We start from the raw sequence: 25,284 nt of genomic DNA, 5'->3' as shown, positions 1-25,284 counted from the left end.
GCATGTAACGCGGGGATAAAGGATGAAAGTAAAGGACTACCGAATGAAAAAAATTGTCTTCCTGGTTTCCACGCTTTTAATCAGCCACACGTTAATGGCTGCCGATCAGAAAGACATTACCGCGGATAACGCCGTCGACCAGTGCCTGGATAATTATTATGAATTCAGTAGCGAGTGTCTGGAAGATCTCAACGATAAAACCGAAGCCGAACTCAAAAAGGCGTATGAGACGAAGCTTAAATCGCTGGAGCGTGTTGATTACACCAAATGGTGGATGGGCGATAAAGACCGTAAAAAACGGATGATGGAGGCCTTTCGCAAAAGCCAGCGTGACTGGCTGACCTACCGGGACGGTTACTGCGACGTAGCGACTACCGCAGCGCAGGGTACTCACTTTCTTGGTGCGGCATCTGTAGGTTGTAACATCAATATGAACAAACGCCGCATCAAAGAAATACGGTTGACAGTGGTTGAGATGAAACGGTAAAGAACCAAGACTAACAGTGGCAACGCGTCTGGCAGGGTAACAAGATTTTTATCCTAAAGAGACACCGGTTAATGGCGGCTACGCGCGTAAAATGGCGGTATTCGGGGTTCATGCTAAAGGATAAAAGTAAAGGAATTACCGCGATGAAAAAAATCGTTTTTATCATTTCTGTGTTGCTGGTCAGCCACGCTTCGCTGGCAGTTCAAACAACAAACGTAACGCGAAACGATGAAGTGAAAGCCTGCGAAGAACAATATGGCGATGAGAACAGCGAATGCTTAGGCGATATTGATGATAAATCCACCAGGGCGCTCAACAAGGCTTATGCGGATAAGCTTAAGGAAATGGAAAACTTCGACTACACCCAATGGTGGATGGGTGATCAAGACCGCAAAAAACGGATGATTGAATTATTCAAAAGAAGCCAGGCCGAATGGCTCAAATATCGTGATGATTATTGCGGCGTTGCAGTGGCAGAAGCAGCGAGCACGCACTACCTGGGAAATGCCGCCACGGCCTGTAACATCAATATGAACAGACAGCGTATTAAAGAAATACAGATGCTTCACATAACGAGCATGGAATAAAAGGTTTTTTAATCCCTTTCTGATTATTGCATTGTACTGGCGCGCCAGATAAACAAAGGCCGGGAACCCCCGGCCTTTTTGTCAGTTCAGCGACACGACGTGCTGCCCGGCCCAGTCTTCATAGCCCTCCTCAGTGCGCACAAAACAGGGCGCTCTCACAAATTCCACCAGATGATTCACGAGATCAAACAGCAGCCCCGTGAGCGTTTCCGCCATTTCCGGCGGGTGAGCGCGGCTTATCAACGCCATGTTCAGTGCTTTACAGTAGCGGCTCAGCATCTGCGCGTCGCTGCCGATGCAGAACGGCACCTCTGAAGGGAGCGAATCGGCCGTCAGTGAAGCAAACAGATGCGCCGGCACCGGTCTGTCGAGCGCGGCGGCGAGGGATTCCAGCATCAGCGCCAGTCTCCCGGCCAGCGCCAGAAACAGCGTCGCGTCCTTACACTCAATCAGTTCGCTGACCGTCTCTTCACACAGCGTGGCGAGCGTGAAGAAATCCATTTCCCCCGTGATCGGCCCTTCGCACAGCGTATGCAGACTCAACATTCTGGAATGCGCCGACGGCGGCATCGGAGTGGCGGGAGCGTTCAGATTGAGATTATGGCCCTCATTTTCAGGGCGTGCGGGTGTGTTACTATTGACGTTAGCCATAGCGTTAGCTCCAATAACGTTTGTGGTCAGACGCTCCGGTTGTGTTGCAGCACACCGGAGCGTTGTTTCGATAGGTCAACCATGTTAGGGTACGTACCTATTTCAGTTATATTCCTCCTATAGGTACACACATGTCAACGATGCAACGTGACAAGCAACCCAAAGGAAACGGCAAAGCCCCCGCTTTTCAGATTAGGATTACCCCTGAACTTAAAGCGCAGTTTGAGGAAGCTGCAAAGGCGCAGGGAATGAGTCTTGGAAACTGGTTTAAAAACCTGGGGCGTGAAGAATTGAAACGTCGGGGCAGCACGCCAAAAGGATAATCAACTTTCGTTATTATTTTAGTATAAAGACGCGAAATTAATCGCCACGGATGCCCTCCCTAAACCTTTATTCTGACAGGTTCTCTCATTAGTCCTGCTCGGTTCGCTCAGTACTCTTTCCCGCTATCTCACAGCCCCATAAAGATCTTGTGAAAGCCATAAACACGTCCTGCTCCAGACAAAAACTTTTAAATTTCCCTGTCAATCTTAGAGCCACTCGAGAGCCTTAGGAATACGGCAGCCTAAACCAGGCATATTCAATTAAAAACTATGCTTGATTACATACGTGCGTTGAAGCGAATGTCAGGGGACGCCAATGCCCCTTATGCGTACAACCATCTTCCAGCTTTTGCTGACTGGATAAACATATCAATGGTGAAGTCTGGAACATCAACGGGTTCGGAATTTTTAAATGGGTTCCATGAGAAATTGACTGTGGGATAGTAGGTTTCAAGATGGAAATTCGACATATCGACGTTGAAAGCTTTCGAGTAATCTTCTATTAACTCTTCAACATCATCCTGATCTAACCGTACATCAAAATGAATGCGCGACTCTGCCGTATAGGTGTCGTATTTCTTTTTCCTGAACAGGTATGAACCACTACGAATAGTGAACATCTCAATCACGCGTTTTCGATATCTTCTACCATAATTTATCGTTGCCCCGTGCAATGATGTTATATTCAGCGATCATGTTATAGACGATCTGCGATACATCAGCGACAAGAATCACTTCACCTATGAGGGGAATAGTTCGCCCTACCCAAGTTCCGATTTTCCTCACCATCCTACGTTTTACAGTCCACGGAGTATAACTGCCAATCCACGTAGGCATTTTTAACCCAAGCGGAAACAATCGAAGGGTGGAATAATTTCATATGCTGTACGGGCTTGAGCCTATATAACGCAAAGGCGTTTACCAGATGTATCAAGGACAACAATTGAAGACGCAATCCGTGAGTTCTTTTACGCTAACTAATCGATTTCTTAGATGTGGTGCCGATAATAGGAGTCGAACCTACGACCTTCGCATTACGAATGCGCTGCTCTACCAACTGAGCTATATCGGCCCTGAGGAAGGGTGTGCCTGAGCACGGGGTAAAAGCTTAAGTAAAAGCGGGTGATGCGTCAATGCCCTTGCGGTTCAAGCGGCGATTTTTGCATCACCCGGTGCGTAGTTAAGCACGAATCGTATCGTCGCCGTAGCCAATCCACTTGTAGGTGGTCAGCGCTTCGAGGCCCATCGGGCCGCGGGCGTGCAGCTTCTGGGTGCTCACGGCCACTTCGGCACCCAGGCCAAACTGCGCGCCGTCGGTAAAGCGCGTCGAGGCGTTCACATACACCGCCGAAGAATCCACTTCATTCACAAAGCGGTCCGCGTGGCGCAATGTGCGGGTGAGAATGGCGTCCGAATGCTGGGTGCCGTGCTCGCGAATATGCGCGATAGCCCCGTCGATGTCCGCCACCAGTTTCACGTTGAGATCAAGCGACAACCATTCGTCGTCAAGCTCTTGCGCCTTCACTGCCACTGCTTTTGCCGGGCCGCCGGCAAGCAATGCCAGCGCGCGCGCATCGGCATGCAGCGTAACGCCGCGTTCGTGCATGGCGTGGCTGAGTTCCGGCAGAAAACGCTCTGCGATGGCCTCATGCACCAGCAGCGTCTCCACTGTATTACAGGTGCTCGGGCGCTGGGTTTTGGCATTGGTGATGATGTTGAGCGCAGGCGCGAACTCGGCCGTTTCATCAACGAAAATATGGCATACGCCGATGCCGCCGGTAATGACCGGGATGGTCGACTGTTCGCGGCAGAGCTTATGCAGCCCAGCCCCGCCGCGCGGGATCAGCATGTCGATGTATTTGTCCATGCGCAGCATTTCACTAACCAGCGCGCGGTCCGGGCTTTCGATGGCCTGAACGGCGGCGGCGGGCAGGCCGCACTCTTCCAGCGCTTTCTGGATAACTTTCACCGTCGCCGCGTTGGTGCGCCAGGTTTCTTTACCGCCGCGCAGGATAGCCGCGTTGCCGGTTTTCAGGCACAGGGAGGCGACATCCACCGTCACATTCGGGCGCGCTTCATAAATCACGCCGACCACACCGAGCGGCACGCGGCGGCGCTCGATGCGCAGGCCGCTTTCCAGCAGGCCGCCGTCGATGACCTGGCCTACAGGATCGGCCAGATGACAGACCTGGCGCACGTCGTTCGCAATAGCGTGTAAGCGCTGCGGGTTGAGCGCGAGGCGGTCTAACAGCGCGTCGCTCAGCCCGCTGCGGCGCGCCTCCAGCAAGTCCTGCTCGTTAGCGAGCAAAATCTCTTCTGATTGCGCTTCTAAATAATCAGCGATTTTCTCCAGCACGCGGTTTTTCTCACGCGAGGAGAGCAGCGCCATCTGATATGAGGCGGCCTTCGCCGCCTGGCCCATCTGCTCCAGCATGGCAGGCTCCTTATTGGGTGATCATGTCGTCGCGGTGAACGGCCACCGGGCCATATTCATAGCCTAGGATCGCATCAATCTGCTGCGAGTGGTGCCCCGCGATACGGCGCAGCGCGTCGCTGTTGTAGCGCGTGACGCCGTGGGCGATGTCGCGCCCTTCCAGATTGCGGATGCGAATGACTTCGCCGCGCGAAAAGTTGCCGGTAACGCTTCTGATGCCTTTTGGCAGCAGCGAGCTGCCGCGTTCCATAATGGCGGCCTGCGCGCCTTCGTCGACGGTGATTTCACCGGCAGGCGGTGCGCCGAAGATCCAGCGTTTGCGGTTCTCAAGCGGCGTCTGCTGCGGGTGGAAGCGCGTGCCGACCGGCAGCCCTTCGATAACGTCGTTAATCACGCCAGGCTTGCTGCCTGCGGCGATCACGGTCTCGATGCCCGCGCGGCCCGCGACATCCGCCGCCTGAAGCTTGGTGCCCATGCCGCCAGTGCCGAGCCCGGAAACGCTGTCGCCTGCAATCGCGCGCAGCGTATCGTCAATCGCATAGACATCCTGAATCAGTTCTGCCTGCGGGTTGTTACGCGGGTCGGCGGTGAAGAGGCCCTGCTGGTCGGTCAGCAGCAGCAGTTTATCCGCGCCTGCGAGAATCGCCGCCAGCGCCGAAAGATTATCGTTATCGCCGACTTTGATTTCTGCGGTCGCGACCGCGTCGTTTTCGTTGATGACCGGCACGATACGGTTATCGAGCAGCGCCGTCAGCGTGTCGCGCGCGTTGAGAAAACGCTCGCGATCTTCCATATCCGCGCGGGTCAGCAGCATCTGCCCTACATGGATGCCGTAAATCGAGAAAAGCTGCTCCCAGAGCTGGATCAAACGGCTCTGACCGACTGCCGCCAGTAACTGCTTGGAGGCGATGGTCGCCGGGAGTTCCGGGTAGCCCAGGTGCTCACGTCCGGCGGCGATGGCCCCGGACGTCACAATAACAATACGATGCCCGGCGGCGTGCTGCTGCGCGCACTGGCGCACCAGTTCGACAATATGGGCGCGGTTCAGGCGGCGTGAACCGCCGGTCAAGACGCTGGTCCCCAGTTTCACCACCAGGGTCTGGCTGTCACTCATGATTTTCTGCCGTATCAACGAAATTAGAAAAATTAAAACCAAAATGACGTTGTAACAGGAGTGCACGCCCTTGCCAACTCCCGGTCAGAAAAACCGCACACCGGGCGCAGACGAACCGGCAAGCATAGCGGCGCTCTTTGATACTTTTATGACGGTTTACATAAAACAGAACTATTTAAAATTTATCTTACTTTGTCATATTTTTTTCATATCAGGCCGTTAAAACCCATCTTGTTTTTTCACAGGTCTTTGACCCGCGAATTTTAGCGCGTAAATAATGATTGGGATTGATGATGAAAAAGAGCACTCTGGCATTAGTGGTGATGGGTATTGTTGCGTCTTCTGCTGCGCAGGCCGCAGAGGTATTTAATAAAGATGGAAATAAAGTCAATATTTATGGCCGCGTAAAAGCCATGCATTATATGAGCGACGACGCGGGCAATGACGGCGATAAAACTTACGCTCGTCTGGGCTTCAAAGGCGAAACCCAGGTCAACAGCGAGCTGACCGGCTATGGTCAGTGGGAATATGAAATCGCTGGCAACCGCGCAGAAAACGACTCTTCTCAGAAAACCCGCCTGGCGTTTGCTGGTCTGAAAGTCAAAGATTTTGGCTCTCTGGATTACGGCCGCAACCTGGGCGCGCTGTATGACGTAGAAGCCTGGACCGATATGTTCCCGGAATTCGGCGGCGACTCCTCGGCGAAAACCGATAACTTCATGACCAAACGTACTTCTGGCGTCGCGACCTACCGCAACACTGATTTCTTCGGCGCGGTTGACGGCCTGAACCTGACCCTGCAATACCAGGGTAAAAACGAGCGTTCTGATTACTCCACCGCGAATGGCGACGGTTTCGGTACCGCGCTGACCTATGATTTCGGCGGCAGCGATTTCACCCTGGGCGGCGCCTATACCAGCTCTGACCGCACCAACGTGCAGGAGCTGAAAGCGCTCGGCGGCGGTGAGCGTGCTGAGGCATGGGCGGCTGGCGCGAAATATGACGCCAACAACCTGTATCTTGCGGTGATGTACTCTGAAACCCGTAACATGACCCCGATTAAAGGCACAGAAGCCGCCGATCAGGGCTTTGCCAACAAAACCCAGAACTTCGAAGCCGTGGTGCAGTACCAGTTTGACTTCGGCCTGCGTCCGTCCCTGGGTTACGTGATGCAGAAAGGCAAAGATATCGAAAACGGTATCGGCGATCAGGATCTGGTGGAATATATTGATGTGGGTGCCACTTACTACTTCAACAAAAACATGTCCGCGTTTGTGGATTACAGAATTAATCAGCTGGATGAAGATGACGTTACCCGTCGTCTGAAAATTTCTACCGATGATGTTGTGGCTGTCGGCCTGAATTATCAGTTCTGATGACACACAGGCGCGAAAATAAACGCGCCTGATTAAACGGGTGGCTACGATAAAAAATAACCCCGCTTCGGCGGGGTTATTTTTTATTCACGCTTTAAGTAATAACTGAAAGACGGCTTAGGCAGTAAGTTTCAGGTCTTCTGTCACCGGCTCCAGTTTTAAATCCATGGAAGCGAGCAGTGCACGCAATCTTTCATGGAAAGTACGCAGCGTTAGCTCTAGCTTCTCTTTCACTTCGGCGTCTTTGATAGGCGTCGCGGTCCAGTCGCCTTCTTTATCAAACAGGCCGAATTGCCAGGTGTAGGTGAAACGATCTTCCTGTGCTTCCAGCTCCATCCACCAGCCCCAGAATTCACGCTTTTCCGGTGCGGGTTTCACGTTGACGCAAACCGCCAGGCAATCAAAGAAGAAGCGGTTGCCTTCACACTGCTCTTCCCGAATATACGGGCCAAGGGCTGTGAATTTCTTAATCATCCTGCTTTTCGGGTGTCCACTCGGTAACGTCATTACGATCTCCTTTTGTGAAGCCACTGTTTTACCAAACCAATGGAAATTAGCAAATCATTAACTTAATTTATGATTTACCCAGCCGGAAATCTCATGCAGCGCGTTGTCAAAGTTGCTGTACACCGGCGAAGTGGGGATCTCCAACAGTTTACCCGCCGAAGATGACGAGACGATTAACCGCGACTCTTCTTCCGGGCTGAACGGATCGTTTTTCCAGTAGCCTGCGAGCATCGGCGTTGGGCAACGGCGGCCCAGCAACCCCTGCATTTTCAGTGAATAGCGGTTGAGCTCCACGCGCAGCGCGCTGTCCGAGGCGTCATACATACCAAGCCGGCTCGCCAGTACATCCATATACATTTCGGGCACCTGATCCTGACGCGCCGTATCGCTGAAGAGCTGATGCACCATCGGGCCGAGACAGGCCACCGCCTTCAGGCGCGGTGATTCGAGATACGCCAGCCGCACCGCCACGTTCGCGCCAAAGCGAAAACCAAACGCCGCCACGCGGGTGTGATCAACCCACGGCACGTTCGGCAGCGCCTGCAGGACATGCTGATGAAGCAGGCTGGAATCCTGCGTCAGCGTCCATTTAGCCGACGCGCCGACGGACGGCATATCAATCGTCAGCATCGCGATGCCAAGCGGCTCGAAGTAGCGCTCAAACAGCGAAAAGTAGTCGCTTTGCAGCGCATCGATCCCGCCGCAAACCAGCACCGTCGGGAACGGCCCCTGCCCGCCTTTAGGCAGATGTAAAAAACCGTTGATGGATGGGCCACCGGGAATGGGGAACGTCAGCTCACGCAGCTCGCCCGAAAGACGTCTGGCGGCTTCTTCATAGGCGCGGTTCGCCAGCACCTGCGCCTGTTCGGCAAGTACGTCGCCTTTCAGGTGTGGGTAGGCGGCGATACTGTAGAGCGTCGAGGCCATAAGCCAGGCCCTGCCAGTGGCGTGCTCGTCAGTTTCCTGCGTCGCGCGCTGCTGCCACTCCATTGCCTGCTTCGACCATTCGTAAATCCAGTTGCCGCCGCGATAGCCGATGACGGTGTCATAACGCGCAGGATCGGTGCGTTCCGCGTCACTTAGCACAATGCGCGACTGCACCTCGAGGATTTCCAGCGGGTCGACGCCACGCCAGACCCACATCAGGCGGTTTATCATGCGATACCACTGGGGCACTGTTTTACCGTCCAGCGCGGACTGAATAACCGGAGGCGGGGCATGCTGAAGACGACGCACCAGCGTTGAGGTTTCGGGATATTTAAACCGCGGTTTAAACAGGGTTTCGCTCAGATTTGCCTGCGACATGCTCTCTGCCTCCGTGAAAACGTCACAAAGTTTAATTGTACTCGCAGGCGGCCAATAAAAACAAAAACGCCCGGCGGTACCGGGCGTAAAGATGCGTAAGGATGGGATTAACGGCCAGACAGCGGCGGTACGAAGACCACGCCCATGTCCCATGGCTGCTCGATCCAGGTGTCCTGCGGAATATCGATCACGTAGTCGTCCACCAGCGGCTGACCTGCCGGTTTAGCGAAAATAGTGACGAAACGAGCTTTGGGATACATTTCGCGGATAGCCACTGCGGTGCCGCCGGTATCGACCAGATCGTCCACCACGATAAAGCCTTCGCCGTCGCCTTCCGCACGCTTGATAACCTTCAGTTCGCGCTGGTTGTCATGGTCATAGCTGGAGATACAGACGGTATCAACGTGACGGATACCCAGTTCGCGCGCCAGCAGCGCGCCCGGCACCAGACCGCCGCGGCTAACGGCAATAATGCCTTTCCACTGCTCAGCAGGCAGCAAGCGGCTCGCCAGCTTGCGCGCGTGGATCTGTAACATATCCCAGGTGACAACGTATTTTTCGCTCATGTGAAGTGTCCCGGCCAGTTTAAAAAACGGCTTAAAAAGTGTTCAGGGGGAAAATAGGTTGCGCGAGATTATAGAGATCTGAGCCGCTAAAAACCAGTGCCGTGCGGCCCGGGCCGTGGTTTTTACTCGCTTTGGTCTGCACCGCGTAAAAGAAAGTGGTATTCTCGGACTATTGCCCAGGCCTGTCTTGCGGCACATCACAACGATAACCCAGAGGCCCGTACGCCGCATTGCATCGGGCTTAGTCAAGGAGACTTAACGTGTCTGAACTGTCTCAACTCTCCCCTCAACCGCTGTGGGATATTTTCGCGAAGATCTGCTCCATTCCTCACCCTTCCTACCATGAAGAACAACTCGCTGAACACATCATGGGCTGGGCGAAAGAGAAAGGCCTGTTCGCCGAGCGCGACCAGGTTGGCAACATTTTAATTCGCAAAGCGGCGACCGCTGGCATGGAAAACCGCAAGCCGGTCGTGCTGCAGGCGCACCTCGATATGGTGCCGCAGAAAAACAACGACACCGTTCATGACTTCACCAAAGATCCTATTCAGCCGTACATCGATGGCGAGTGGGTAAAAGCGCGCGGCACCACGCTTGGCGCGGATAACGGCATCGGTATGGCCTCTGCGCTGGCAGTGCTGGCGGATGACTCGGTCGAGCACGGCCCGCTGGAAGTGCTGCTGACCATGACCGAAGAAGCCGGTATGGACGGCGCGTTCGGTCTGCAGGCAGGCTGGTTGCAGGCAGACATTCTGATCAACACCGATTCCGAAGAAGAAGGCGAAATCTACATGGGTTGCGCTGGCGGTATCGATTTTATCTCCACGCTGGCGCTTACGCGTGAAGCCATCCCGGCCGGTTTTGAAACCTTCAAACTGACGCTCAAGGGGCTTAAGGGCGGCCACTCTGGCGGCGATATCCATCTGGGTCTTGGCAACGCCAACAAACTGCTGGCGCGCTTCCTCTGTGCCCATGCGCAGGAACTGGATCTGCGTCTGGTCGATTTCAACGGCGGTACGCTGCGTAATGCTATCCCGCGCGAAGCGTTCGCGACCCTCGCGGTGCCGGCAGCAAAAGCCGCTGAGCTGAAGACGCTGGCGACGACCTATCTTGATATCCTGAAAAACGAGCTGTCCGAAAAAGAGAAGAACATCACCGTTCTGCTGGAAGCCGTGAGTGCGGATAAAGCGGCACTGACCGCGCAGAGCCGTGATGCGTTTATCGCGCTGCTGAACGCGACCCCGAATGGCGTTATCCGTAACTCCGACGTGGCGAAAGGCGTGGTGGAAACCTCACTGAACGTCGGCGTGGTAACGATGAACGACGAGCAGGCCGAGATTATTTGTCTTATCCGCTCGCTTATCGACAGTGGGAAAGATTACGTGGTCGGTATGCTGGAATCGCTCGGCAAACTCGCAGGCGCACAGACTGCCGCGAAAGGCAGCTACCCTGGCTGGCAGCCGGACGCCAGCTCGCCGGTGATGGCGCTGGTGCGTGAAACGTACCAGCGTCTGTTTGATAAAACGCCGAACATTCAGGTGATCCACGCGGGTCTGGAGTGTGGTCTGTTTAAGAAACCGTATCCGCAGATGGATATGGTATCCATCGGGCCGACCATTACCGGGCCGCATTCACCGGATGAGCAGGTTCATATCGAAAGCGTGGGCCAGTACTGGACGCTGCTGACCGAGCTGCTGAAAGCGATCCCGGCGAAGTAAAGGTATATACGAATAAAAGGCGGCCCTGGGGCCGCCTTTTTTGTTGAGGCGTGCCGGTGATGGAAAATAGCGGGTAAGTTGACGCCCTACGCCCCCGCCGGCCATTGTCATGCACGTCAGATAAGCGGAGCGCCGCCCTCTTTCCCCCGCATTGCCCATCATGACAAGGCACTTTGCCTTTTACTTCACTGGCGTAAACCCTTTGCCCGTAAAGCATCGCGTGGGATTACCGCGCGCTATCTGATGATGAAACAGGCGTCGCTGCGCTTTCTGCCCGGCGCTCTGCGCCTCTTGCTGCGCGTCAAGCTTGTGGGCAATCAGCAGCCTCGCCAGCCTTTTGTTCGCGTGCTGACTGCGCTCAGACTGTACCTTCACGCTGATGCCGCTCGCCACGTGCGTGCCGCGTATCGCCGAATCGGTTTTATTCACATGCTGGCCGCCGGGGCCAGAGGCGCGCAACGCCTCGAAGCGAATCTCACTTTCCGGCATATCGCGTACTGGCGCAAACATCGCCGCGCCGATAAACCAGTTTTTCCGGGCGTGACGCGGGCGGTAAGGGCTTTCGCACGTCCACTGCAACGTGCCGCACCAGCGCTGCGCAAGCCACATCGCGCGGTCGCCCTCAAGCGATACCAGCACCGAGCGCAGCGTTCCGGCGCGCGGGCCAGGCTCTTCCTCGATAATTGAAAACGAAACGTGCGCCTGCTGCGCCTCTTTACAAAGCGCGTCGAGGGCATGGCTTACGGCAAGACAACATTCGTCAGGGCCCTGTGCGGCTGAGAGTTGCAATAACATCATTCGCTTCTCTCCCCGCTGGTTTTTAACGTCAGCACAGGCTTCAGACGCGCCAGCGGTTTCACCAGCCCGGCGCCGATTAGGCACTGCATGACACTCTCTATCGATTTATACGCCTGCGGCGCTTCTTCATAAATAAGCTGGCGGTCGCGGCAAATCACCCGGCTGCCGAAGGCTGTGCGCGAGAGTTGCGCGGGGCTGAATTTCCCGGAAAGTCGCCCTTTGCATTCAGTACGCATCCATTTGCGCCCGGCACCGTGGGCAAGCGAATCCAGCGCCTCGCTGCTGCCCGTCGGCTGCACCAGATAGCTGTAATCGCCGCGTGAGCCGGGGATCACCACCGGGCCGCAGTGGGCAGGCGTCGCGCCTTTACGATGCAGCCAGCCCTGTTTTTCGCCCCACGTATACGGCTCCAGCAGGTTATGGTTCACATCCAGCACAGGCTCGCCGGTGACTTTAATATGCTCAAGCAGCCGACGGGCGATCAACGCGCGGTTGGCGATAGCGAAATCGAGCGCCTGCTGATGCTGCGCCAGATAATCGTCGGCCGCCTCGCTGCCTGCCTCCAGACCGTCATGGGAGAAGCGTTCGACATGCGCGCGTAAAATCTGCTGGCCGAATCCGCGCGAGCCGCTGTGCGCCAGCAGCAAAAGCTGCGCCGGACGGATGTTAAGTGCATTTACCGCCTCGTCGTCATAGACGTGGTCAATGTGCTGTAACTCCGCAAAGTGGTTACCGCCGCCGACAGAGCCGAGCGACGCGGCGTAAGGATGCGCCGCAAGATGAGGCGGTAGCGCTGATTCCAGCCATTCCACCGGTGCGATATCGCTGTAGCTGTGCAGACGCTTCTCAAGCTTGTCGAGATTCGCCTTGCGGCTTGAAAGCGAGGTTTGCCACAGCGCCATGCCGCAGCCAATGTCATTGCCCACAAGGGCCGGGTAGAAACGATTAACGGAGAAAAAGGCCGCGCCGACAGGATAACCACGGCCTGGATGCAGATCCGGCATGCCAACGATGCGGGTCATTCCCGGCAGCCTGGCGGTGGTTAAGAGTTGTTGCGTGGCGGCGCTTTCGATCCAGAGATCATCGGACGCCAGATAAGCGACAGCGTCAGACAAGGGACGAATAAAATTGCCCATATACCAATCCATAATGTGGAAAAAAATAAGGATGTGGCAGACGTAAACCCGGGCAATGAAAAAAGCGGAATTATTCCTGGGTCAGTCTGCAAAGCGTAATCAGCGTGGAATAAGTCATGATGTGCCTCCTTTGCAGATGATGAGAATGGGTAAAAAACGGCCTGCATCATAACGAGTGCGGTATGAGGGCACAATGATAAATAACGAATAACTATTAGTTCAGGTAGGGGGAATAAGCGAAGCGCCCCCACCAGGCACGACAATGCAAACCTACAGCCCCAGCACCAGTTGCCGCTCAAGCTGCGGGTCGAGCAGCGTCACATGCAGCCCCACCAGCCGCACGCCGCGCCCGGCACGCCGCTCATCCCAGGTTTTTCGGGCGGTGGCGATAAGGTCGTCCTTGTTAAGGCGCGGCCAGACATGCTCCTGCGTCGTCAGCTGGAAATCATTAAACTTAAGCTTAACGCCCTGACGTGCGATGCGCAGATCGGGTTTGACCTTCGCAAGACGCAGTTCCAGCTCCGGGTACAACCGCTCGATGATCGCCTCGCACTCCGCCCACTCGTGAATATCCTCCGCGAGCGTGCGCTCAACGCCCACCGATTTCCGCTGGCGATCCGGGCTGATTTCGCGCTCGTCGATACCGTGGCTGCGCTCCCACAGCACGCGACCAAACTTGCCGAAGCGCTTAAGGAGTGAGGCCAGATCGCTTTTTTGCACATCTTCGCAGGTGCGAAGCCCCAGCCCTTCGAGCTTGCCTGCCGTCACCTTGCCGACGCCCGGAATTTTGCCAAGCGGCAGCGATTGCAAAAAGGCAGGCACGTCATCCGGGGTAATAACATATTGCCCGTCAGGTTTATTCATATCAGACGCAATTTTGGCGAGGAATTTTATCGGTGCCACGCCTGCGGAAGCCGTGAGCTGAAGTTCGTTAAATATCGTCTGGCGGATTTCGCGCGCCATCAATGTGGCGGAGCCGTAACAGTGCGGGCTATGGGTAACATCCAGATAAGCTTCGTCGAGCGAAAGGGGTTCAATCAGCGAGGTATAGCGTGAAAAGATATCGCGGATATGGGCAGACGCCTCTTTATAAGCGTCAAAACGGCCAGGCAAAAGGGTGAGATGCGGGCAGAGCTTAAGCGCCATCGCCGTTGGCATCGCGCTACGCACACCATATTTACGGGCCGGGTAGTTGGCGGTGCTGATAACGCCACGGCGCTCGCGGCTGCCGCCAATGGCGAGGGGGATATCGCGCAGGGACGGATTATCGCGCATCTCAACCGCCGCGAAAAAGCAGTCCATATCGACATGAATGATTTTGCGCATACCCGGCCTCATACTGTATGTGTATACAGTCTGGCAAAAAAGCGTCGCTGCGGCAACCTTCCTTATTTCGCTGTGAAGGCGTAAATTCACTGCCGCGCAAGGATGTTAAGCAGAACTTAATTGTAAACGCAGCAGGCAGCGCTTGCGAAAAATAATAGCGATGCTAATGTGAGCGCTCCTGAACCAGAATAATCTTATTTTGGATCCCTTCGCCGTTCCGGCATCGGTCTTAGCTTTATCAAGGAAACAAGCAGTATGCGTAAAATCGCATTGTTAATCGCAATGCTTCTGGTGTCGTGCTTTTCATGGGCCAGTACAGTCAGTAGCGACAGCGTTACCCCGATAAAAAAAGAATTAAAACAGCAGTTAATGGGTTCCCCGGTTTATATCCAGATCTTTAAGGAAGAGCGCACGCTTGAGCTGTACGTCAAGATGGGCGAGCAGTATCAGTTACTGGATAGCTACCGCATCTGCAACTATTCCGGCGGTCTTGGGCCGAAACGTCGTCAGGGCGATTTCAAAAGCCCGGAAGGTTTCTATAGCGTGCAGCGCAGCCAGCTCAAACCCGACAGCCGTTTTTACAAAGCGATTAATATTGGTTTTCCGAACGCCTTTGACCGCGCAAATGGCTATGAAGGGAAATATTTGATGATCCACGGCGCCTGCGTTTCCGTCGGCTGCTATGCGATGACCGATAAAAACATCGATGAGATTTTCCAGTTCGTCACGGGCGCGCTGGTGTTTGGCCAGCCGAATGTGCAGGTGAGCATTTATCCGTTCCGCATGACCGACGCCAATATGGAGCGCCACAAGTATTCTTACTTCATCAGCTTCTGGAAACAGCTTAAGCCGGGGTATGACTACTTTATGACGACCCGCCAGCCGCCGGTAGTTTCTGTGGTTAATGGCAATTACGTGGTCAGCAAGCCGCTCAACAGCAGCGTGGTGCACCCGCAGCTCGCGTCAAACTACGCGCTCCCCGAGACAAAATAACGCCCACTCGCCTGGCATAATCTTGTGCCAGGTTTCATTGCCCGTCAGCGGCTGAGTCGCGATTACCGTGACCACATCATTGGGTGTGGTCTCTTCCTGAAAATCAATCTCCACATCCTGATCGAGCAGTTTGGCAACGCCAAACGGCGCACGGCGCGTTATCCAGAAAAGATTGGTAGAGCAGAACGCCATGACGTAACGCCCGTCCGAAAGCAACATGTTGAAAACGCCTTTCTCGCGAAGCTCCCCCGCCAGTTCCGCAATATAGCGAAAGACCGCCGTCATATTGCCTGGCGTGCGTGGATAGCGCGTGGTGAGCTTGTGTAAAAGCCAGCAAAACGCTTTTTCGCTGTCGGTTTCGCCAATCGGGCGAAACGGGCCGGTGTCAAGCGAGCGGTAACCCGTGAGCTGGCCGTTGTGCGCGTAGGTCCAGTTGCGGCCCCACAGTTCGCGGGTAAAGGGATGGGTATTTTCCAGCGCCACTTCGCCGCGGTTCGCCTGACGAATATGCGCCACGACCGAACAGGATTTGATGGGATAGTCCTGCACCAGCTTCGCAATAGGCGAGTTGTAGCTGGGTTGTGGATCTTTAAATGTGCGACAGCCTTTACCTTCGTAAAAGGTAATGCCCCAGCCATCTTTATGCGGGCCAGTTCCCCCGCCCCGCTGGACAAGGCCGGTAAAGCTAAAGCAGATATCGGTCGGCACGTTGGCGCTCATCCCGAGCAGTTCGCACATAAGTCACCTCATCACACGCCGCCTTCCGTTAAGAAGGCGTCACCGGGGCCATCAGCCGGGCGACGCATCGCCCGTACCGATATTCAGCCTGTCAGGCTTTTACCATCTCTTTTTCGATAAGCTGGATCAGGATGTGGATCACTTTGATGTGAATTTCCTGAATACGGTCAGCATAGCCGAAATGCGGCACGCGAATTTCTACATCTGCCGTTCCCGCCATTTTGCCGCCGTCTTTGCCGGTCAGCGTGATGACTTTCATGCCCTTCTCGCGCGCGGCGTCGATAGCTTTAATCACATTGCCGGAATTACCGGAGGTGGAGATGCCGAGCAGTACATCGCCCTCACGCCCTACCGCTTCGACATAACGAGAGAAGATATGGTCGTAACCGAAATCATTGCCAACACAAGAGATGTGGCTGACGTCGGAAATGGCAATGGCCGGATAGCCCGGACGGTTTTCACGATAGCGTCCGGTCAGCTCTTCAGCGAAATGCATCGCATCGCAGTGCGAGCCGCCGTTACCGCAGGAGAGCACTTTGCCACCCGCTTTAAAGCTGTCCGCCAGTAAGACCGCCGCACGCTGGATAGCGTGGATATTGGCTTCATCTTTCAAAAAGTTAGCCAGCGTTTCGGCGGCTTCGTTCAGCTCGTTACGAATCAGATCCTGATACATGAGGGATATCCTTCAGCATTAAAAAGTAACCGTACGCAGTGTACCGGATAGCGCCGGGGCCGAGAAGCGCTACGCCGCGGCCTGCGTACCGCTTTTGCGTTTACGTGCGGCAACAATGTGAGCTAGGTTGTAATTATTTTGTGAACGCATTGCTAAAAAAAGCAACATCCTCTACAACCATATCATCACAAGTGGTCGGACCTCCTACAAGCAAGGGAGCTTTTCTTTATGATGATCTTGAGTATCGTTGCCACCCTGGTTCTCATCGGTGTGCTGTTTTATCACCGCGTCAGCCTGCTGCTCAGTAGCCTGATTCTGCTCGGCTGGACTGCTGCATTAGGCGCCGTCGGTCTCTGGTCGCTGTGGCTGCTGGTGCCGCTGGCTATCATTCTGGTTCCTTTTAACTTTACGCCGATGCGTAAATCGCTGATCTCCGCGCCAGTATTCCGCGGTTTTCGTAAAGTGATGCCGCCGATGTCGCGTACAGAAAAAGAAGCCATCGACGCCGGCACTACCTGGTGGGAAGGCGATCTGTTTCGCGGCACCCCGGACTGGCAGAAGCTGCATAACTATCCGAAACCGCAGCTGACTGCCGAAGAGCAGGCGTTTATCGACGGCCCGGTGGAAGAAGCGTGCCGCATGGCGAATGACTTCCAGATAACCCATGAGATGGCGGATCTGCCACCAGAACTGTGGGCATACCTGAAAGAGCATCGCTTCTTTGCGATGATCATTAAAAAAGAGTACGGCGGTCTGGAGTTTTCAGCTTATGCGCAGTCCCGCGTGCTGCAGAAACTCTCCGGCGTGTCGGGCATTCTCGCTATCACTGTTGGCGTGCCAAACTCACTCGGCCCAGGCGAACTGCTGCAACATTACGGCACCGAGGCGCAGAAAAACCACTATCTGCCGCGTCTGGCACGTGGTCTGGAAATCCCCTGCTTTGCGCTCACCAGCCCTGAAGCGGGCTCTGATGCAGGCGCCATCCCGGATACCGGCGTGGTCTGTATGGGTGAATGGCAGGGCGAACAGGTGCTCGGCATGCGCCTGACCTGGAACAAACGCTATATTACGCTCGCGCCAATCGCGACCGTGCTGGGCCTCGCGTTTAAACTCTCTGACCCCGATCGCCTGCTGGGCGGCGAACAAGAACTCGGCATTACCTGTGCCCTGATCCCAACGAACACTCCGGGTGTGGAAATCGGCCGACGCCACTTCCCGCTTAACGTACCGTTCCAGAACGGCCCGACCCGCGGCAACGACATTTTTGTGCCGATCGACTACATCATCGGTGGACCGAAAATGGCCGGTCAGGGCTGGCGTATGCTGGTGGAATGCCTGTCCGTGGGCCGCGGCATTACGCTGCCGTCTAACTCGACCGGCGGCCTGAAATCAGTCGCGCTCGCAACCGGTGCTTATGCCCATATCCGCCGCCAGTTCAAAATCTCTATCGGTAAAATGGAAGGGATCGAAGAGCCGCTGGCACGTATCGCAGGCAACGCGTATGTGATGGATGCAGCGGCATCGCTGATTACGTACGGCATCATGCTTGGCGAAAAACCGGCAGTGCTGTCCGCGATTGTTAAATATCACTGCACCCACCGTGGTCAGCAGTCGATCATTGACGCGATGGATATCGCAGGCGGTAAAGGCATTATGCTTGGCGAGGGCAACTTCCTGGCTCGCGCATACCAGGGCGCGCCTATCGCTATCACGGTGGAAGGCGCGAATATCCTGACCCGCAGCATGATGATCTTCGGTCAGGGTGCCATCCGTTGCCATCCGTACGTCCTGGAAGAGATGGCCGCCGCGCAGAATAATGACGTTAACGCCTTCGATAAGCTGCTGTTCCGCCATATCGGTCATGTGGGCAGCAGCCTGGTGCGCAGCTTCTGGCTCGGTCTGACGAACGGCCTGACCAGCAGCAGCCCGACCCGCGACGCCACGCGCCGCTACTATCAGCATATCAACCGCCTGAGCGCCAGCCTGGCGCTGCTCTCGGATGTCTCCATGGCGGTACTGGGCGGTAGCCTGAAACGTCGTGAACGCATCTCAGCGCGTCTGGGCGATGTACTGAGCCAGCTTTATCTGGCCTCGGCGGTGCTGAAACGCTATGACGATGAAGGCCGTCAGGAAGCCGATCTTCCGCTGGTACACTGGGGCGTGCAGGATGCGCTGCATCAGGCGGAACAGGCCATTAGCGATCTGTTGCGTAACTTCCCGAACGGCGCAGTGGCGGGCCTGCTGAGCCTGGCGATTTTCCCGGCGGGCCGTCGTTACGACGCGCCTTCCGACAAGCTGGATCATAAGCTTGCGAAGATCCTGCAAACGCCGTCAGCCACCCGCTCACGTATCGGTCGCGGTCAATATCTGACGCCGAGCGAGCATAACCCGGTGGGCCTGCTGGAGCAGGCGCTTGAAGATGTGATGGCCGCCGACCCTATCCACCAGCGGATCTGCAAAGAGATGGGCAAAAACCTGCCGTTCACCCGTCTTGATGAGCTGGCGAAACGCGCACTGAAAGAAGGCCGCATCAATGATGACGAAGCGGCAATCCTGATTCGCGCTGAAGAAAGCCGTCTGCGCAGCATTAATGTGGACGACTTCGAGCCAGAAGCGCTGGCCACCCAGCCGGTAAAGCTGCCAGAAGCGGTGCGTAAAGTTGAAGCAGCCTGATCATTCTGCGTAAAAAAAACCCCGCTCCGGCGGGGTTTTTTATTGCCTCGCATCCTGTCGCGCGCATGATAAAGTGACCTGAGTTGCCAATGACGGGGGAGTCTGAACGTGTCTGGTTTGAAAATTTCACTGCTGCAGCAGTCGCTGACCTGGATGGACGGGCCCGCCAACCTGCGCCATTTCGACATCTTGCTGGAAAAGGTGCAGGGGCGGGATCTCATTGTGCTGCCGGAGATGTTTACTACCGGCTTCGCTATGGAAGCCGCGCAGTCGTCGTTGCCTGAAGAGACGGTCGTCGCCTGGATGCAGGAGAAAGCGCGTCAGACGAACGCGATGGTGGCAGGCAGCGCGGCGCTACAAACCGAGCGCGGCCCGGTGAACCGTTTTCTGCTGGTCGAGCCGCAGGGCGCGGTGCACCGCTACGACAAACGTCACCTGTTCCGCATGGCCGACGAGCATCAGCATTATGTGGCGGGCGACACGCGGATTATCGTGCAATGGCGCGGCTGGCGCATTCTGCCGCTCATCTGTTATGACCTGCGCTTTCCGGTATGGTCGCGCAACTGCAACGATTACGACCTGGCGCTCTATGTAGCGAACTGGCCTGCCCCGCGCGCCCTGCACTGGCAGGCGCTGCTGACCGCCCGTGCTATCGAAAACCAGGCGTATGTCGCAGGCTGCAATCGGGTGGGGAGCGACGGCAACGGTCATCACTATCGCGGTGACAGTCGTATCATTAACCCGCAGGGTGAAATTATTACCGCCAGCGACGCGCATCAGGCGGTTCGTCTGGAAGCGGAGCTGTCTCTGGAGTCGCTGAACGACTACCCCCGCCTGGCAGGACGCCGACCGCTTTAAGCTGGAATAGCGCATCAGGGCTGCTAAAAGCAGCCCTGATTAAACTCACGGCGAGGGATGCGCGATACTTTTTTAGAGGGTGGCGACGAACTTTGTCGGAAATAAATATCGCTGTTTCAGAAAATGGCTTTTACCCGATATTCTACGCTCGTCATTACACTCATGAATGAGATGAGCGTGCCGCAGAGCCATTCTTTAAAATTCAACCGCCCTCCCATTGATAAAATACATAAGAAAAACATCGCGACTGGTTTCAGAATCCATGCCCACGCGATTAAATGGAGACGGCCTGGCATTCAGTGGAGCCCTTATTCCTCCAGCGATCCGTCTGTCATTAAATGCGCTGTATTTATAACGGCAATGTTCGCACGCGCGCAACGTAGCGCCAGCCCATGTCGGGTGCCTTCGGCGACATCACCTTTTATTTAAAACGCATGCCCCGGCGCACAAAAGGTTGGCGGGAAAAGGAACAATGAAAAGATAAAAAGAGGGGAAAAGGATGCGGCATTTAAGGCGCGCTGAAATGACGAAAGCCCGAATCATTGCTGATTCGGGCTTTCTGAATAGTGGCGGAACGGACGGGACTCGAACCCGCGACCCCCTGCGTGACAGGCAGGTATTCTAACCGACTGAACTACCGCTCCGCGTTGTGTTCCCTGGGGAACGGGGCGAATATTACGGGCTGCCCCTGGAGCCGTCAACGGTTTTTCTCACATTTTGAATCGTTTGCTTTAAAAATCGCCCGCGCGGCGATTTTGTCTGCGTTTTCAGCGTACTCAGGCGCGCCAGAGGCAGCTTCCGCCCTTTTTCTGCACCAGATCAAGACGTGATTCATGGGCCACCAGCTCTTCATCGCAAGCGCGGACGACTTTCAGACGTGACGCCTGCACGCGCTGAATGCCGGTATCGCCCTGCTGCTGCTGTCCATCGCCTTCCATTGCGAACGCGATGGACGTCTGCCCACCGGTCATCGCCAGATAGACATCCGCCAGAATTTGGGAGTCGAGTAATGCCCCGTGCAACGTACGCTTGGTGTTATCTATTTCGTACCGGGAGCACAACGCATCAAGGCTGTTACGCTTGCCCGGGAACATTTTACGGGCCAGCGCCAGGCTATCGGTGATTTTGCAGAACGTTTCGGTCTTCGGAATGCCGCGGTTGAGCATACCGAATTCGTAATCCATAAAGCCGATATCGAACGACGCATTGTGGATGACAAGCTCAGCGCCACGGATGTAATCGAGAAAATCGTCCACCACATCGCCGAAAACGGGTTTATTTAGCAAAAACTCGTCGGAGATCCCGTGAACCATAAAGGCCTCCGGGTCCACCAGCCGATCGGGCTTAAGGTAAACGTGAAAGTTGTTGCCGGTCAGGCGGCGGTTGATGACTTCAACCGCACCAATCTCAATAATGCGGTGTCCTTCATAATGGACGCCTATCTGGTTCATACCGGTGGTTTCAGTATCCAGAACGATCTGTCGTGTAATAGCTGTGCTCATAGCGCTCGTTTATGTCAGACTTGGCTTTTTACTCACAGGAAGTCTACCAGAGATGCGTAAACAGGTAGAAATTTTCACCGATGGTTCTTGTCTCGGGAACCCAGGGCCGGGCGGCTACGGCGCCATTTTGCGCTATAAGCAGCATGAGCGTACTTTTAGCGCGGGTTATCGCCTGACGACCAATAACCGCATGGAGCTAATGGCGGCGATTGTCTCGCTGGAGGCGTTGCGTGAGCACTGCACGGTCACGCTCAGTACAGACAGTCAGTATGTGCGCCAGGGTATTACCCAGTGGATCCACAACTGGAAGCGCCGCGGCTGGAAAACCGCAGACAAAAAACCCGTTAAGAATGTCGACTTATGGCAGCGGCTGGATGCAGCGCTGAGCCAGCACGAAATCAAATGGGAATGGGTTAAAGGCCACGCGGGGCACCCCGAAAACGAGCGCTGTGATGAACTGGCGCGCGCTGCAGCTATGGCGCCGACACTGGAAGACACCGGCTATCAGCCGGAAGCGGCGGCCAGTTAAGGTTTTCGATACTGCCGCGTAGCGCCGACTGCCGGGCGTAGCTGCGTGCGAGCGCGCGGCTTCATCAAGGGATTGATGGTCAACGGGATGGTGCGCTTGCGTGCCACCATCACCTGCAAACACCCCAGCGCAGGCAGATGTTTTGTCAGCATTTTTCCGCCCTGCCGACACCACGGCAGCACCTGGCAGCGGCTATAATAGAGCAGCTCAAAATTAAGCAGCGAGAGCCAGTCCATCTGACGCATCATGGTAAACATCCGGCTATTTACTGGCGCACGTTTACGCACAAACGGCAGCAGTTTAGCGGCCCCCAACAGACTGACGGGATTAAAACCAGTCATGATGAGCCAGCCATCGTCGATAAGCACGCGATCCGCCTCATTCAGCAAACGGTGCGGATCGTCGCACCAGGGAAGCGTATGGGCGAGCAGGCAAGCATCAACGGATTTCGCGGCAAACGGCAAATGAAGCGGATCGCCCTGAACCTGTAGCGCATCGCCTTGCAGAGCGATGTTGACCTGATGTGAAATGGCGCAGGCTTCCGTATTTATCCCGGCGCTCAGATTGCCTATCTTAAGCAAATGAAAGCCATACATTTTTCCAAGCCAGGGCTGAAGTTCCCGCTCAAGCGCCGCGCGATAAGTGTCGCCCCAGGAAAATGCATCCCAGTGGGCCGGTGCGCTGAGTGTCGCGGATGTCCTTGCCGGTTTCATCACTACCTTCCGTAACGCATGAGAGGTGAATTATGAATCTTAACAGTATTCCTGCTTTCGAGGATAACTACATCTGGGTGTTGAATAATGAAGAAGGAAAATGCCTGATTGTTGACCCTGGCGAGGCCGAACCTGTTTTTCGTGCCATCGAGGAGAACCAATGGCAGCCGGTGGCGATTTTGCTCACGCATCATCATCATGATCACACCGGCGGCGTCAAAGAGCTGCTGACGCGGTTTCCGGATATGGTGGTTTATGGCCCGCAGGAAACCCGAAGTAAAGGCGCGCAGGTTATAGTCAACGATGGTGAGAAGTTCAACATTCTGGGTTGCGAATTCCTTGCATTCTCTACGCCAGGTCACACTTTAGGACATTTCTCATATTTCAGTTTCCCTTATCTATTTTGTGGCGACACGATGTTTTCCGGCGGCTGTGGACGTCTCTTCGAAGGCACGCCCGCGCAGATGTACCAATCATTCCAGAAAATAAACGCTTTACCAGAAGATACGCTGATTTGCTGCGCCCACGAGTACACATTAAGCAATCTTAAGTTTTTAGTGGCTATTTTGCCTGACGATCCCGCTTTAACCCAATATTATCGAGAAGTTAATGAGTTACGTGCAAAAAATCAAAAAACACTACCTTCAATTCTTAAAAATGAGCGTCGAATAAATCTTTATCTCCGATTAGAAGATAATGATTTAATTGGTAAAATTAACCCAGACCTGATGTTGTCTCCCCCTGAAGAAAGATTCGCGTGGTTAAGGTCAAAGAAAGATAACTTCTAAAAATTCTTGCTTGTATTCGAGAAACTTCGCCGTTATCATTGCTCGTCTTTTAAGCAACTATTGACACACACATGAAGGCAAAAGCGATCTTACTCGCCTCTTTCCTGCTTGTGGGGTGCCAGGCGTCGCAACACGACGGCAGCGTCCAACAGCATGCACAGAGCCTTTCTGCGGCTGGTCAAGGGGAAGCAGGAAAGTTCGCTGGTCGAGCGGCTTCTGCGCGATGGATGGATGATGGAACTTTCCTCGCGCAAGATCAGGACCTGTGGACTTTCATTGGCGACGAGCTAAAGATGGGGATTCCGGAAAATGACCGGATCCGCGAACAAAAACTGAAGTACTTGAGTAATAAGAGCTATCTCCACGATGTAACTTTACGGGCAGAGCCGTATATGTACTGGATAGCCGGGCAGATTAAGAAACGTAATATGCCAATGGAACTAGTACTACTACCCATAGTGGAGAGCGCTTTTAACCCCCACGCGACATCTGGCGCGAATGCCGCAGGCATCTGGCAGATTGTTCCGAGCACGGGGCGGAATTATGGTTTAAAACAGACCCGGAATTACGACGCACGTCGTGATGTGGTGGCATCAACTACCGCCGCACTGAACATGATGCAGCGTCTGAACCGTATGTTTGACGGCGACTGGTTATTAACGGTTGCGGCCTACAATAGCGGTGAAGGTCGTGTATTGAAGGCAATGAAAGCGAATAAAGCACGTGGCAAACCCACGGATTTTTGGTCGCTCTCACTGCCACAGGAAACCAAAATTTACGTGCCGAAAATGCTGGCGCTGAGTGACATACTCAAAAACAGCAAGCGGTATGGGGTGCGTTTACCAACCACAGATGAAAGCCGCGCGCTGGCGCGTGTGAAAGTGAGTAATCCAGTGGAAATGGAACAGCTGGCGGAAATGGCCGGGATTTCAGTGAATAAACTGAAAACCTTCAACGCAGGCGTTAAGGGCTCCACCCTCGGCGTTAGCGGGCCCCAGTACGTGATGGTGCCGAAGAAACATGTGCAGCAGTTGCGCACGTCTCTGGCAGCCGGTGAAATTGCCGCCGTTCAGCCAACACTGGTCGCAGATAATTCTCTGTCTGCGCGAACGTATAAGGTGCGTTCTGGCGATACGCTTTCAGGTATTGCCGCACGCATGAACGTGAGCACCAAAGATTTGCAGCGCTGGAATAATCTGCGCGGCGCGAAGCTGAAACCAGGCCAGACGCTTTCTGTCGGGACAGTCAGTGACGCCGGTGCACTGGCAAGCAACAATGACAGTATCACTTACAAAGTGCGTAAGGGCGACTCGCTCTCCAGCATCGCGAAGCGTCATGGCGTTAACATCAAGGATGTGTTGCGCTGGAACAGCGACACGGACAACTTGCAGCCGGGCGATCAAATCACCCTGTTTGTGAAGAACAGTTCGACGCCAGATTCCTGACAATCAGCGGCAGTATGGTAAAAAGGCACCGATTCCCCCGGTGC

Annotated in this window: 23 protein-coding genes, 2 tRNA genes and 3 pseudogenes; 11 read left to right on the top strand and 17 right to left on the bottom strand. The window is 54.9% G+C overall.

The features are described from left to right. Window positions 1-43: 43 nt before the first annotated feature. Window positions 44-487 (top strand): lysozyme inhibitor LprI family protein, encoded by a 444-nt coding sequence (locus tag AFK62_RS04355; protein WP_007669890.1) that lies wholly within the window; start codon window positions 44-46, stop codon window positions 485-487. Between the two features lie 143 nt (window positions 488-630). Then, entirely contained in the window at window positions 631-1,074 is a 444-nt protein-coding gene (locus AFK62_RS04350) for a lysozyme inhibitor LprI family protein (RefSeq protein ID WP_007669894.1), read from the top strand. 81 nt (window positions 1,075-1,155) lie between these two features. Here AFK62_RS04350 and AFK62_RS04345 read toward each other — a convergent pair whose 3' ends face one another. Then, complete coding sequence (locus AFK62_RS04345) at window positions 1,156-1,725, bottom strand: hypothetical protein (protein WP_032984247.1); 570 nt, start codon at window positions 1,723-1,725, stop codon at window positions 1,156-1,158. A 131-nt stretch (window positions 1,726-1,856) separates the two neighbouring features. On the opposite strand from AFK62_RS04345, the gene AFK62_RS20840 reads away from it, so the two are divergent. Next, window positions 1,857-2,048, top strand: coding sequence for a toxin-antitoxin system HicB family antitoxin (locus AFK62_RS20840; RefSeq protein ID WP_071884282.1), 192 nt, complete (start codon window positions 1,857-1,859; stop codon window positions 2,046-2,048). Window positions 2,049-2,371: 323 nt separating this feature from the next. Here the strand turns inward: AFK62_RS20840 and AFK62_RS04340 are convergent. The 5 genes and pseudogenes from AFK62_RS04340 to proB all read right to left on the bottom strand — a co-directional run bounded on the left by AFK62_RS04340 (window position 2,372) and on the right by proB (window position 5,596). Then, window positions 2,372-2,700, bottom strand: a pseudogene (locus AFK62_RS04340) (DUF1493 family protein). Then, window positions 2,694-2,903: pseudogene (locus AFK62_RS22760) on the bottom strand (STM2901 family protein); the annotation flags it as partial. The pseudogenes AFK62_RS04340 and AFK62_RS22760, both read right to left, overlap by 7 nt. 141 nt (window positions 2,904-3,044) lie before the next feature. Further along, a tRNA-Thr gene (locus AFK62_RS04335) sits at window positions 3,045-3,120 on the bottom strand. Window positions 3,121-3,228: 108 nt separating this feature from the next. Beyond that, a complete protein-coding gene (proA, locus tag AFK62_RS04330; RefSeq protein ID WP_007669899.1) occupies window positions 3,229-4,482 on the bottom strand; it encodes a glutamate-5-semialdehyde dehydrogenase in 1,254 nt (417 codons plus the stop codon). 10 nt (window positions 4,483-4,492) lie between these two features. Further along, entirely contained in the window at window positions 4,493-5,596 is a 1,104-nt protein-coding gene (gene proB, locus AFK62_RS04325; protein WP_032984248.1) for a glutamate 5-kinase, read from the bottom strand. Between the two features lie 293 nt (window positions 5,597-5,889). Between proB and phoE the strand changes: the two genes are divergently transcribed. Then, on the top strand, window positions 5,890-6,972 hold the full coding sequence (gene phoE / locus AFK62_RS04320) for a phosphoporin PhoE (RefSeq protein ID WP_032984255.1): 1,083 nt from the start codon (window positions 5,890-5,892) through the stop codon (window positions 6,970-6,972). A gap of 117 nt (window positions 6,973-7,089) precedes the next feature. Here the strand turns inward: phoE and crl are convergent, their stop codons facing one another. The 3 genes from crl to gpt all read right to left on the bottom strand — a co-directional run bounded on the left by crl (window position 7,090) and on the right by gpt (window position 9,350). After that, a complete protein-coding gene (gene crl / locus AFK62_RS04315; RefSeq protein WP_007669920.1) occupies window positions 7,090-7,479 on the bottom strand; it encodes a sigma factor-binding protein Crl in 390 nt (129 codons plus the stop codon). A gap of 57 nt (window positions 7,480-7,536) precedes the next feature. After that, on the bottom strand, window positions 7,537-8,784 hold the full coding sequence (gene frsA, locus AFK62_RS04310; protein WP_007669923.1) for an esterase FrsA: 1,248 nt from the start codon (window positions 8,782-8,784) through the stop codon (window positions 7,537-7,539). Window positions 8,785-8,891: 107 nt separating this feature from the next. Further along, a complete protein-coding gene (gpt, locus tag AFK62_RS04305; protein WP_004385350.1) occupies window positions 8,892-9,350 on the bottom strand; it encodes a xanthine phosphoribosyltransferase in 459 nt (152 codons plus the stop codon). 260 nt (window positions 9,351-9,610) lie between these two features. Between gpt and pepD the strand changes: the two genes are divergently transcribed. Beyond that, entirely contained in the window at window positions 9,611-11,068 is a 1,458-nt protein-coding gene (pepD, locus tag AFK62_RS04300) for a cytosol nonspecific dipeptidase (RefSeq protein WP_007669926.1), read from the top strand. A 180-nt stretch (window positions 11,069-11,248) separates the two neighbouring features. On the opposite strand, the gene prfH is transcribed toward pepD, so the two are convergent. From prfH to dinB, 3 genes are all read right to left on the bottom strand, one after another. After that, the gene (prfH, locus tag AFK62_RS04295; RefSeq protein ID WP_007669928.1) at window positions 11,249-11,866 is read right to left on the bottom strand and encodes a peptide chain release factor H; all 618 of its coding nucleotides are present in this window, start codon (window positions 11,864-11,866) and stop codon (window positions 11,249-11,251) included. After that, window positions 11,863-13,002 carry an RNA ligase RtcB family protein gene (locus AFK62_RS04290; RefSeq protein ID WP_007669931.1) on the bottom strand — a complete coding sequence of 380 codons (1,140 nt, stop codon included), beginning with the start codon at window positions 13,000-13,002 and terminating at the stop codon, window positions 11,863-11,865. The genes prfH and AFK62_RS04290 overlap by 4 nt, the downstream gene beginning before the upstream one ends. Window positions 13,003-13,272: 270 nt before the next feature. Continuing rightward, complete coding sequence (dinB, locus tag AFK62_RS04285; RefSeq protein WP_007669936.1) at window positions 13,273-14,328, bottom strand: DNA polymerase IV; 1,056 nt, start codon at window positions 14,326-14,328, stop codon at window positions 13,273-13,275. A gap of 255 nt (window positions 14,329-14,583) precedes the next feature. Here dinB and dpaA point away from each other — a divergent pair, with 255 nt between their 5' ends. After that, entirely contained in the window at window positions 14,584-15,321 is a 738-nt protein-coding gene (gene dpaA / locus AFK62_RS04280; protein ID WP_007669939.1) for a peptidoglycan meso-diaminopimelic acid protein amidase, read from the top strand. Here the strand turns inward: dpaA and AFK62_RS04275 are convergent. Further along, a complete protein-coding gene (locus AFK62_RS04275; RefSeq protein ID WP_004385353.1) occupies window positions 15,292-16,059 on the bottom strand; it encodes a class II glutamine amidotransferase in 768 nt (255 codons plus the stop codon). The genes dpaA and AFK62_RS04275 overlap by 30 nt on opposite strands. A 91-nt stretch (window positions 16,060-16,150) precedes the next feature. Next, window positions 16,151-16,732, bottom strand: a complete 582-nt coding sequence (gene lpcA / locus AFK62_RS04270) for a D-sedoheptulose 7-phosphate isomerase (RefSeq protein ID WP_007669944.1) — start codon at window positions 16,730-16,732, stop codon at window positions 16,151-16,153. A 228-nt stretch (window positions 16,733-16,960) separates the two neighbouring features. Between lpcA and fadE the strand changes: the two genes are divergently transcribed. Together fadE and AFK62_RS04260 are read left to right on the top strand one after the other, a co-directional pair. After that, the gene (gene fadE, locus AFK62_RS04265; protein ID WP_053531733.1) at window positions 16,961-19,405 is read left to right on the top strand and encodes an acyl-CoA dehydrogenase FadE; all 2,445 of its coding nucleotides are present in this window, start codon (window positions 16,961-16,963) and stop codon (window positions 19,403-19,405) included. 108 nt (window positions 19,406-19,513) lie between these two features. Further along, window positions 19,514-20,273: pseudogene (locus AFK62_RS04260) on the top strand (amidohydrolase). 557 nt (window positions 20,274-20,830) lie between these two features. Here the strand turns inward: AFK62_RS04260 and AFK62_RS04255 are convergent. Together AFK62_RS04255 and dnaQ are read right to left on the bottom strand one after the other, a co-directional pair. After that, window positions 20,831-20,907, bottom strand: a tRNA-Asp gene (locus AFK62_RS04255). Window positions 20,908-21,039: 132 nt separating this feature from the next. Continuing rightward, a complete protein-coding gene (dnaQ, locus tag AFK62_RS04250) occupies window positions 21,040-21,765 on the bottom strand; it encodes a DNA polymerase III subunit epsilon (protein ID WP_007666558.1) in 726 nt (241 codons plus the stop codon). Here dnaQ and rnhA point away from each other — a divergent pair. Continuing rightward, complete coding sequence (rnhA, locus tag AFK62_RS04245; protein ID WP_161602021.1) at window positions 21,719-22,294, top strand: ribonuclease HI; 576 nt, start codon at window positions 21,719-21,721, stop codon at window positions 22,292-22,294. The two genes, dnaQ and rnhA, sit on opposite strands and share 47 nt — an antisense overlap. Here rnhA and AFK62_RS04240 read toward each other — a convergent pair. Then, the gene (locus AFK62_RS04240) at window positions 22,291-23,007 is read right to left on the bottom strand and encodes a class I SAM-dependent methyltransferase (protein ID WP_007666563.1); all 717 of its coding nucleotides are present in this window, start codon (window positions 23,005-23,007) and stop codon (window positions 22,291-22,293) included. The two genes, rnhA and AFK62_RS04240, sit on opposite strands and share 4 nt — an antisense overlap. A 32-nt stretch (window positions 23,008-23,039) precedes the next feature. Here AFK62_RS04240 and gloB point away from each other — a divergent pair, with 32 nt between their 5' ends. Both gloB and mltD read left to right on the top strand, forming a co-directional pair. Continuing rightward, window positions 23,040-23,795 carry a hydroxyacylglutathione hydrolase gene (gloB, locus tag AFK62_RS04235; protein WP_007666564.1) on the top strand — a complete coding sequence of 252 codons (756 nt, stop codon included), beginning with the start codon at window positions 23,040-23,042 and terminating at the stop codon, window positions 23,793-23,795. Between the two features lie 71 nt (window positions 23,796-23,866). Continuing rightward, window positions 23,867-25,240, top strand: a complete 1,374-nt coding sequence (mltD, locus tag AFK62_RS04230) for a murein transglycosylase D (RefSeq protein WP_032984070.1) — start codon at window positions 23,867-23,869, stop codon at window positions 25,238-25,240. The last annotated feature ends 44 nt before the right edge of the window (window positions 25,241-25,284 follow it).

Source organism: Cronobacter condimenti 1330 (assembly GCF_001277255.1).
Lineage (GTDB): Bacteria > Pseudomonadota > Gammaproteobacteria > Enterobacterales > Enterobacteriaceae > Cronobacter > Cronobacter condimenti.
Note: the sequence above shows the minus strand (reverse complement) of the source record. Positions and strands in the feature narration are given on the sequence as shown.

Bases quoted from the DNA above. Each gene is read 5' to 3' on its own strand.
- dinB (WP_007669936.1), bottom strand. From the start codon at position 14,328: ATGCGCAAAATCATTCATGTCGATATGGACTGCTTTTTCGCGGCGGTT.
- lpcA (WP_007669944.1), bottom strand. From the start codon at position 16,732: ATGTATCAGGATCTGATTCGTAACGAGCTGAACGAAGCCGCCGAAACG.
- phoE (WP_032984255.1), top strand. From the start codon at position 5,890: ATGAAAAAGAGCACTCTGGCATTAGTGGTGATGGGTATTGTTGCGTCT.
- AFK62_RS04355 (WP_007669890.1), top strand. From the start codon at position 44: ATGAAAAAAATTGTCTTCCTGGTTTCCACGCTTTTAATCAGCCACACG.
- proA (WP_007669899.1), bottom strand. From the start codon at position 4,482: ATGCTGGAGCAGATGGGCCAGGCGGCGAAGGCCGCCTCATATCAGATG.
- mltD (WP_032984070.1), top strand. From the start codon at position 23,867: ATGAAGGCAAAAGCGATCTTACTCGCCTCTTTCCTGCTTGTGGGGTGC.
- frsA (WP_007669923.1), bottom strand. From the start codon at position 8,784: ATGTCGCAGGCAAATCTGAGCGAAACCCTGTTTAAACCGCGGTTTAAA.
- dpaA (WP_007669939.1), top strand. From the start codon at position 14,584: ATGCGTAAAATCGCATTGTTAATCGCAATGCTTCTGGTGTCGTGCTTT.
- proB (WP_032984248.1), bottom strand. From the start codon at position 5,596: ATGAGTGACAGCCAGACCCTGGTGGTGAAACTGGGGACCAGCGTCTTG.
- fadE (WP_053531733.1), top strand. From the start codon at position 16,961: ATGATGATCTTGAGTATCGTTGCCACCCTGGTTCTCATCGGTGTGCTG.
- gloB (WP_007666564.1), top strand. From the start codon at position 23,040: ATGAATCTTAACAGTATTCCTGCTTTCGAGGATAACTACATCTGGGTG.
- AFK62_RS04345 (WP_032984247.1), bottom strand. From the start codon at position 1,725: ATGGCTAACGTCAATAGTAACACACCCGCACGCCCTGAAAATGAGGGC.
- AFK62_RS04290 (WP_007669931.1), bottom strand. From the start codon at position 13,002: ATGGGCAATTTTATTCGTCCCTTGTCTGACGCTGTCGCTTATCTGGCG.
- crl (WP_007669920.1), bottom strand. From the start codon at position 7,479: ATGACGTTACCGAGTGGACACCCGAAAAGCAGGATGATTAAGAAATTC.
- dnaQ (WP_007666558.1), bottom strand. From the start codon at position 21,765: ATGAGCACAGCTATTACACGACAGATCGTTCTGGATACTGAAACCACC.
- gpt (WP_004385350.1), bottom strand. From the start codon at position 9,350: ATGAGCGAAAAATACGTTGTCACCTGGGATATGTTACAGATCCACGCG.
- prfH (WP_007669928.1), bottom strand. From the start codon at position 11,866: ATGATGTTATTGCAACTCTCAGCCGCACAGGGCCCTGACGAATGTTGT.
- AFK62_RS20840 (WP_071884282.1), top strand. From the start codon at position 1,857: ATGTCAACGATGCAACGTGACAAGCAACCCAAAGGAAACGGCAAAGCC.
- AFK62_RS04240 (WP_007666563.1), bottom strand. From the start codon at position 23,007: ATGAAACCGGCAAGGACATCCGCGACACTCAGCGCACCGGCCCACTGG.
- AFK62_RS04275 (WP_004385353.1), bottom strand. From the start codon at position 16,059: ATGTGCGAACTGCTCGGGATGAGCGCCAACGTGCCGACCGATATCTGC.
- AFK62_RS04350 (WP_007669894.1), top strand. From the start codon at position 631: ATGAAAAAAATCGTTTTTATCATTTCTGTGTTGCTGGTCAGCCACGCT.